Source organism: Streptomyces sp. SID1328, from assembly GCF_009865595.1.
GTDB lineage: Bacteria > Actinomycetota > Actinomycetes > Streptomycetales > Streptomycetaceae > Streptomyces > Streptomyces griseoluteus.
Window position 1 is genome coordinate 1 of sequence record NZ_WWKH01000209.1, and the last position, 7,713, is coordinate 7,713.

A 7,713-nucleotide genomic window follows, 5' to 3' on the forward strand; every position below is an offset into this window, starting at 1 on the left:
CGGCGGGCAGGCCCAGCAGGGCCGCCGCCTGCTCGTCGGCCAGCCCCTCGTAGAGGCGCAGCACCAGGACCAGCCGTTCGCGCGGGCTCAGCGCGGCGAGCGGGCCCTGCGGGCGGTAACGCTGCCAGACCGCGTGCGCGAAGTGGGTCGCCAGGTGTTCGCGGGCGCGGTCGTAGGGGTCCTCGCCGGGCGGGTGGTCCCAGTGGGCGTAGGTGTGGGCGAGCGCCCGGGTCAGCAGGCGCCGCGCCCGCGGGTTGGCGTCCGGCGCCTCGGCGGTGAGCAGGGTGGCCGTGTGCAGCAGCCGGCCCGCCGCGCCCGCGACGAACCCTCCGAACTCCTGTGCCCTGTGGGCGTCCTGCACACCCCGCCGATCGCGCACCCCGCCTCCCCCCAGCGCACCCTGCGGCGCGAGAAGAACCTCCGGGACCCGGACACGCGGGGCCCGGTCTCATATGAGGCCCGGCGCGGCCCGGGGGTCAAGAGCCGCGTCGGGACCGCCTTCAGGAGGCGGCGGGCGGCTGCGGCTGGACGGTCATGCGCGCGGACAGCGCGGCGTTGAACCGGCTGAGCAGATCGCAGAAGCTCTCGCGCTCGGCCGGTGTCCACTCCTCGGTCAGCTCGGCCATCAACTGGCGCCTGGAGGTCCGTACTTCCGCCAGCCGCGTGGCACCGCGCGGGGACAGCTGTAGCACCACCGCGCGCCCGTCCTCGGGGTGCGAGGTGCGCTTGACCAGGCCCGAGTCCACCAGCGGGGCCACCTGCCGGGTGACCGTGGAGGAGTCGATGCCCATGCTCGCGGCCAGCGCCTTGACGCCCATCGGGCCCTCGTTGTCGAGGCGGTTGAGCAGCAGATAGGCGGCGCGGTCCATGGAGTTGCGCGCCTGCCCGACCCCGCCGAGCCGCGTCTGTTCGGCGCGGCGCGCGAACACCGCCACCTCGTGCTGGAGGGTGTCGAGCAGACCGCTGTCACCGACGGTTGTCATGTCCATCGACATATCGGGTGTTGTGGGCATGGCCGGAGGCTCGCTTCATGAAGGGGCTGCTGGGTTGGGGGACAGGGTACGCGGCCTGGCGGCGGCCCGTACGGGCGGCGGGAAAACCGGTGCTCGCGGGTCCGGGCACGGGCGCCGCACGCGGGCCCGAACTGCGAGACTTGGGGCATGAGCTACCGCACGGCCCACCCCTTGCGCTCCGTGACCCTCGACGACGTACGCGGAGCACAGAAGATGCTCTCGGGGGTAGCCCGCACGACCGCCCTGGAGAGCAGCAGACACCTCTCCCGCACGGTGGGCGCGCCGGTGCACCTGAAGTGCGAGAACCTCCAGCGGACGGGCTCGTTCAAACTCCGCGGCGCCTATGTGCGCATCGCCGGGCTGCTCCCGGAGGAGCGCGCCGCCGGAGTGGTCGCCGCGAGCGCCGGGAACCACGCCCAGGGCGTCGCGCTCGCCTCCTCCCTGCTGGGCGTGCACTCCACCGTGTTCATGCCGCAGGGCGCCCCGCTGCCCAAGGTCAGCGCCACGCGCGAGTACGGCGCCGAGGTGCGCCTGTACGGCCAGGTCGTGGACGAGGCGCTCGCGGCGGCCGAGGAGTACGCGGCCAGGACGGGCGCGGTGTTCATCCACCCCTTCGACCACCCCGACATCATCGCGGGCCAGGGCACGGTCGGGCTGGAGATCCTGGAGCAGTGCCCGGAGGTCGGCACGATCGTCGTCGGCATGGGCGGCGGCGGGCTGGCGGCCGGGATCGCGGTGACGGTGAAGTCGGTACGGCCCGACGTGCGGATCATCGGCGTGCAGGCCGAGGGCGCCGCCGCCTACCCGCCCTCACTGGCCGCCGGGTATCCGGTGACCGTGGGGAGCCCGGCGACCATGGCCGACGGGATCAGGGTCGGTACGCCCGGCCCGGTGCCGTTCGGGATCGTGGAGGAGCTGGTCGACGAGGTGCGTACGGTCAGCGAGGACCAGCTCTCGGCCGCGCTGCTGCTGTGCCTGGAGCGGGCCAAGCTGGTGGTGGAACCGGCGGGCGCCAGCCCGGTCGCGGCACTGCTGGCCGACCCCGGCGGCTTCTCGGGGCCGGTGGTCTCGGTGCTGTCCGGCGGCAATGTCGACCCGGTGCTGCTCCAGCGGGTGCTGCGGCACGGCATGGCCGCGCAGGGGCGCTACCTCGCGGTCCGGCTGCGGCTCACCGACCGACCCGGCGCCCTCGCCACCCTGCTCGGCGTGCTCTCGGCCGCCGACGCCAACGTGCTCGACGTCAGCCACATCCGCACCGACCCGCGCCTCGGCCTCAGCGAGGTGGAGGTGGAACTCCACCTGGAGACCCAGGGCCCCGCCCACCGCGCCGAAGTCACCGCCGCGCTGCGGGAGTCGGGGTACGTGATCATCGACTGAGCGGTGCCGGCCGGGGCCGGTCCGGCCGCCGTTTCACTCGTTCGGGGAAGGAATCCGAAAACCCGTTGAGGGACGCGATACATCGCGTTACGGTGTGTGACGTGGGGGCCGGACCGCCGCTCGCTCGACGGCCGGTGCCGGGTCCGCGTGCCAGTCATCCGCCTGCACCACCGACGACGGGGAGAGATCATGCCGGGCGCCATCCATGCCGAGGGTCTGGTGAAGACCTTCGGGGACGTAAGGGCACTGGACGGCGTCGACCTCGACGTGCCCGAGGGGACGGTCCTGGGGCTGCTCGGGCCGAACGGCGCGGGCAAGACGACGACCGTCCGCTGTCTGACCACCCTGCTGCGCCCCGACCGCGGCCGGGCGGTCGTCGCGGGCGTGGACGTGCTCAAACATCCCGACACCGTCCGCCGCTCCATCGGCCTGTCCGGCCAGTTCGCGGCGGTGGACGAGTATCTGACCGGCCGGGAGAACCTCCAGATGGTCGGCCGGCTCTACCAGATGCGCGGCAAGGCGGCGAAGGAGCGCGCGGCCGAGCTGCTGGAGCAGTTCCACCTCGCCGACGCCGCCGACCGCCCCGCCAAGACCTACTCCGGCGGCATGCGCCGCAGGCTCGACCTCGCCGCCGCGCTCGTGGTCTCGCCGCCCGTGATGTTCATGGACGAACCGACGACCGGCCTCGACCCGCGCAACCGCCAGCAGCTCTGGGAGGTCATCCAGCAGCTCGTCTCCGGCGGCACCACCCTGCTGCTCACCACGCAGTACCTGAAGGAGGCCGACCACCTCGCCCACGACATCGCCGTGGTGGACCACGGCCGGGTCATCGCCCAGGGCACCTCCGACGAGCTCAAGGCACGCACCGGCGGCGAGCGCGTCGAGGTCGTGGTGCACGACCGGGACCGGATCGCGGGCACCGCCGAGGTGCTGCGCGCCCTCGGCAAGGGCGAGACCACCGTCGAGCAGCACACCCGCAAGCTCACCGTCCCCGTCACCGGCGGCGCCAAGCTGCTGGCCGAGGTCATCCGGGAGCTGGACGGCCGGGGCATCGAGATAGACGACATCGCGCTGCGCCGCCCCACCCTCGACGACGTGTTCCTCTCCCTGACCGGACACACCGCCGAGGCCCGGCCGGGCGCCGCCGAGGACACCGAGAGCACCACCGACACCGAGGGAGCCGTGAAGTGAGTGCCGTCAGCGAGAGCGCGCATACCGTGGCGACCGCCAACCCCTTCGGCAGAGCCGTCCGCGACTCACTGATCGTGGCCCAGCGGAACCTCATCCGCATGGTCCGGATTCCCGAGGTGGTCATCTTCGGGCTGATCCAGCCGATCATGTTCGTGGTGCTGTTCACCTATGTTTTCGGCGGCTCGATGAAGATCGGCGGCAGCACCAGCGCCACCGCCTACACCAACTTCCTGATGGCCGGGATCTTCGCGCAGACCGTCACCTTCGCCACCGCGGGCGCCGGGGCGGGCATCGCCGACGACATGCACAAGGGCCTGGTGGACCGCTTCCGCTCGCTGCCCATGGCCCGTGGCGCGGTGCTGACCGGGCGCACCCTGGCCGACCTGGTGCAGACCGCGCTCACCCTGCTGGTGCTGGCCGTGGTCGCCCTGCTGGTCGGCTGGCGGGTGGGGTCCAACGGCGACACGAACGCCCTGCGGGTGCTCGCCGCCTTCGGCCTGCTGCTCCTGCTCGGCTACGCGTTCACCTGGATCGGTGCCCTCATCGGGCTCTCCGTGCGCACCCCCGAGGCGGCCACCTCCGGCGGCCTGGTGTGGCTCTTCCCGGTGACCTTCCTGTCCAACGCGTTCGTGGACACCAGCAACATGACCCCGTGGCTGCGGCACATCGCGGACTGGAACCCGTTCAGCGCCACCGTCGAGGCGGCCCGGGTGCTGTTCGCCAACCCCGGTGAGTCCACGTCCACCGCCTGGCCCATGCAGCACCCGGTGTGGGCCTCGCTGATCTACTCGATACTCATCGTCGTGGTCTTCCGCACCCTGGCGGTCCGCAAGTACCGCTCGGCCACCGCCTGACACGACGAGGCCCCCGGTGCCGCGAGGGCGCCGGGGGCCGGTCGGGAAAAGGTGTCGGGATCAGCCCGAGTACGGCTCGGCCTTGAGGATCTTCACCTTGGCCTTCTTGCCGTTCGGCAGCTCGTACTCCGCGTCCTCGCCGACCTTGTGGCCGATCACGCCCGAGCCGAGCGGGGACTGCGGCGAGTACGTCTCGACGTCGGAGCTGGCGTACTCGCGGGAGGCGAGCAGGAAGGTCATCGTGTCGTCCTCGTCGCCGTCGAAGGCGATCGTGACGACCATGCCCGGAGCAACGGTCCCGTCGGTGGAGGCAGGGGCCTCGCCCACCTGGGCGTTCTCCAGGAGCTGGGTGAGCTGGCGCACGCGCAGCTCCTGCTTGCCCTGCTCCTCCTTGGCCGCGTGGTACCCGCCGTTCTCGCGCAGGTCGCCCTCCTCGCGCGCAGCCGCGATCTTGGCCGCGATCTCCGTGCGCGCAGGACCAGTAAGGTACTCAAGCTCGTCCTTGAGCTTGTTGTACGCCTCCTGGGTCAGCCAGGTGACGTTCTCGCTGGTCTGGGTCACAGGGTGCTCCTCGTCGGTACTGGGGATACAAAGCATCGCCCTACCCAGAAGCATGTTCTCTCTTGGATGGGCGAAACCACGAGCCTAACAATTCAGGGGCGAAAGGGGGAGGACATAAGCCATCAGAATCGCATCAGCGCAGGTCACGCCGTACGTATTCCGGGTGGTACCTCAGCCCGCGTGGCACCCCAGCAGTTCGGCGGTGCCGCCCTTGGCGGTCGTACGCAGCGTGACGACCTTGTCGACCCGCGTGTCCGGCCCGGAGAAGCGGAAGTCGGCCCGGCCGACCTCGGCCCCGTCGGCCGACTGGGAGCGCAGCGTGCAGTAGCCGTCGACGCCGGCGTCCCGGTGGACCTCCAGGTGCACCCGGACCGCGTGGTCGGTGGCCTGGAAGGCGATGACCTGGGCGCTGATCTCGTTCTTGGCGACGTAGTGGTAGGCGAAGTAGCCGACCAGCGCGAGCAGGGCCACGCCCAGTACCGCGCCGAGGATCTTCAGCCGGTGGTCGGCACGCTCGTCCGAGGAGCGGCCGTAGCGGCCCTCGGGCAGCCGCGTGCTCGCCGTAGCCATGATCGTCCTCTCCGCGGAATTATTCGCCCCCCGATTCGGTCACTATAGAAGCCTGCCGCCCGCCCTCCGACCGCCGCCCCATAGGACGACGTGCCCCAGGCACGGCACCCGTTGACTGCCCCACCGACCGCGGGGCGCCGACCAACAAGGAACGAGTCTTGACTGACCAGCTGCGACTGATGGCCGTCCACGCGCACCCCGACGACGAGTCGAGCAAGGGCGCGGCCACCATGGCGAAGTACGTGTCCGACGGGGTGGACGTGCTGGTGGTGACCTGCACCGGTGGAGAGCGCGGTTCCATCCTCAACCCCAAGCTCCAGGGCGACGCGTACATCGAGGAGCACATCCACGAGGTGCGCAAGAAGGAGATGGACGAGGCCCGCGAGATCCTCGGGGTCAAGCAGGAGTGGCTCGGCTTCGTCGACTCCGGCCTGCCCGAGGGCGACCCGCTGCCCCCGCTGCCCGAGGGCTGCTTCGCGCTGGAGGACGTCGACAAGGCGGCCGGTGAGCTGGTCCGCAAGATCCGCGCGTTCCGCCCGCAGGTGATCACCACCTACGACGAGAACGGCGGCTACCCGCACCCCGACCACATCATGACCCACAAGATCTCGATGGTGGCGTTCGAGGGCGCGGCGGACACCGAGAAGTACCCGGAGGCCGAGTTCGGTCCGGCCTACCAGCCGCAGAAGCTCTATTACAACCAGGGCTTCAACCGCCCCCGCACCGAGGCCCTGCACCAGGCGATGCTGGACAACGGGCTGGAGTCGCCGTACGGGGACTGGCTCAAGCGCTGGAAGGAGTTCGAGCGGGTCGAGCGCACGCTGACCACGCATGTCCCGTGCGCGGACTTCTTCGAGATCCGGGACAAGGCGCTGATCGCGCACGCCACCCAGATCGACCCCGACGGCGGCTGGTTCAAGGTCCCGATGGAGCTCCAGAAGAAGGTCTGGCCCACCGAGGAGTACGAGCTGGCGAAGTCCCTCGTCGACACCTCCCTCCCCGAGGACGACCTCTTCGCGGGCATCCGGGACAATGCCTGACATGAGCGCAAGCGTGAGCCTCGCAGTGACGCATCTCGTCCCTCTCGCCAAGGAGATCGACGAGAACAAGGTCACCCCCGGTGTCCTCGGCTTCATCGTGTTCGCGGTGATGGCCCTGGCCGTCTGGGGGCTGATGAAGTCCATGAGCAAGCACATGGGCAAGGTCGACTTCAAGGAGGCGCCCGCCGAGGGCGAGACCTCCGCCGCGAAGACCGAGTCTCGGCAGGGCTGACCCCGCCGGGCGGAACCCACCGGCGGGGCGCGACCGGAACGACGGCCGCGCCCCGCCGGTGCTTCGCTCATCCCTGGCCCGGTATCGGCACCCCCAGCACATCGCGGGCGTGCCGGGCCGGGGTCATGCGCAGCCGCCACGCCTGCCAGCCCGACTCCAGGCTCACCCCCCGCTCCAGCAGCAGGGCGTAGGCCGGGGCGCAGTCGGTGAGCCGCTCGTCCCGCGCGGGATGCGTGGCGCGGACCAGGCGGGCCAGCTCCTCCTGCGCGACCGCCGTGCCCACCTCGGTCCCGCCCGGCGCCGCGTACGGCAGCAGGGTGCAGCGCAGGAACCGCGCCCAGTCCTCACCGCGCCGGTCGCCGTAGGCGGTGAACAGGTTGAGCGCCTCGTCGCACAGGGCCAGCGCCTGCTGGGTGCGCTCGTTGCCCGCGTCCACCACCGCCAGCTCCAGGCAGGTCCACGCCTCGCCGTGGGGCACCCCGACCCGCTGGAAGTCGGCGCGGGCGTCGACCAGCAACTGGCGGGCGAACCCGGAGTTGCGCAGCGAGCCGGTCTGCGCGGCCCGCTGGTCGCGGGTCACCCGGGCCGAGTGGTGCCGGGCACAGGCCAGCCCGTACACGTCCCGCATCCGGGAGAACATCGTGCGTGAGCGCTCCAGCTCCCGCACCGCCCGGTCCAGGTCGCCGGTCTCCTCCAGCGCCTGCCCCAGGTGGTACAGCGTCCACGCCTCGCCACGCGCGTCCTCGTTGTCCCGGTGCTTCACCGCCGCCTGGCGCAGCCCTTCCACGGCGGGCGCCGCGTCCCCGTCCACCAGCCGGGCCCGCGCGAGCTGGGTCAGCGCCCACGCCTCGCCGCGCGCGTCGCGGGTGCGCCCG

General features: G+C 71.5%; 9 protein-coding genes and 1 pseudogene. 5 read left to right on the top strand and 5 right to left on the bottom strand.

Going from position 1 to position 7,713, the window contains the following annotated elements:
- Nucleotides 1-379, bottom strand: a 379-nt coding sequence (locus GT030_RS06175) for an RNA polymerase subunit sigma-70 (protein WP_161200210.1), incomplete at its 3' end; no start/stop codon positions are given.
- A 121-nt stretch (nt 380-500) separates the two neighbouring features.
- Nucleotides 501-989 (bottom strand): MarR family transcriptional regulator, encoded by a 489-nt coding sequence (locus GT030_RS06180; RefSeq protein WP_161200217.1) that lies wholly within the window; start codon nt 987-989, stop codon nt 501-503.
- A 171-nt stretch (nt 990-1,160) separates the two neighbouring features.
- Between GT030_RS06180 and ilvA the strand changes: the two genes are divergently transcribed.
- The 3 genes from ilvA to GT030_RS06195 all read left to right on the top strand — a co-directional run bounded on the left by ilvA (nt 1,161) and on the right by GT030_RS06195 (nt 4,435).
- Nucleotides 1,161-2,390: a threonine ammonia-lyase gene (gene ilvA / locus GT030_RS06185; RefSeq protein ID WP_161200211.1), complete on the top strand. Its 1,230-nt coding sequence runs from the start codon at nt 1,161-1,163 to the stop codon at nt 2,388-2,390.
- 189 nt (nt 2,391-2,579) lie between these two features.
- Nucleotides 2,580-3,581, top strand: a complete 1,002-nt coding sequence (locus GT030_RS06190) for an ATP-binding cassette domain-containing protein (protein ID WP_161200212.1) — start codon at nt 2,580-2,582, stop codon at nt 3,579-3,581.
- A complete protein-coding gene (locus GT030_RS06195; RefSeq protein ID WP_161200213.1) occupies nt 3,578-4,435 on the top strand; it encodes an ABC transporter permease in 858 nt (285 codons plus the stop codon). Before GT030_RS06190 ends, GT030_RS06195 begins: the two co-directional genes overlap by 4 nt.
- A 60-nt stretch (nt 4,436-4,495) precedes the next feature.
- Here the strand turns inward: GT030_RS06195 and greA are convergent, their stop codons facing one another.
- Entirely contained in the window at nt 4,496-4,996 is a 501-nt protein-coding gene (gene greA / locus GT030_RS06200) for a transcription elongation factor GreA (protein WP_161200214.1), read from the bottom strand.
- Nucleotides 4,997-5,167: 171 nt separating this feature from the next.
- Nucleotides 5,168-5,566: a DUF4307 domain-containing protein gene (locus GT030_RS06205; protein ID WP_161200215.1), complete on the bottom strand. Its 399-nt coding sequence runs from the start codon at nt 5,564-5,566 to the stop codon at nt 5,168-5,170.
- A gap of 158 nt (nt 5,567-5,724) precedes the next feature.
- Between GT030_RS06205 and mca the strand changes: the two genes are divergently transcribed.
- Nucleotides 5,725-6,606 carry a mycothiol conjugate amidase Mca gene (mca, locus tag GT030_RS06210; RefSeq protein WP_135789572.1) on the top strand — a complete coding sequence of 294 codons (882 nt, stop codon included), beginning with the start codon at nt 5,725-5,727 and terminating at the stop codon, nt 6,604-6,606.
- Nucleotides 6,599-6,838 carry a hypothetical protein gene (locus tag GT030_RS06215; RefSeq protein WP_161200216.1) on the top strand — a complete coding sequence of 80 codons (240 nt, stop codon included), beginning with the start codon at nt 6,599-6,601 and terminating at the stop codon, nt 6,836-6,838. Before mca ends, GT030_RS06215 begins: the two co-directional genes overlap by 8 nt.
- Before the next feature lie 67 nt (nt 6,839-6,905).
- Here the strand turns inward: GT030_RS06215 and GT030_RS06220 are convergent.
- Nucleotides 6,906-7,713: pseudogene (locus GT030_RS06220) on the bottom strand (hypothetical protein); the annotation flags it as partial.

What these genes read in the sequence shown, in the direction of transcription:
- GT030_RS06180 (WP_161200217.1), bottom strand. Translation starts at nt 989, where the DNA reads ATGGACATGACAACCGTCGGTGACAGCGGTCTGCTCGACACCCTCCAG.
- ilvA (WP_161200211.1), top strand. Translation starts at nt 1,161, where the DNA reads ATGAGCTACCGCACGGCCCACCCCTTGCGCTCCGTGACCCTCGACGAC.
- GT030_RS06190 (WP_161200212.1), top strand. Translation starts at nt 2,580, where the DNA reads ATGCCGGGCGCCATCCATGCCGAGGGTCTGGTGAAGACCTTCGGGGAC.
- GT030_RS06205 (WP_161200215.1), bottom strand. Translation starts at nt 5,566, where the DNA reads ATGGCTACGGCGAGCACGCGGCTGCCCGAGGGCCGCTACGGCCGCTCC.
- GT030_RS06215 (WP_161200216.1), top strand. Translation starts at nt 6,599, where the DNA reads ATGCCTGACATGAGCGCAAGCGTGAGCCTCGCAGTGACGCATCTCGTC.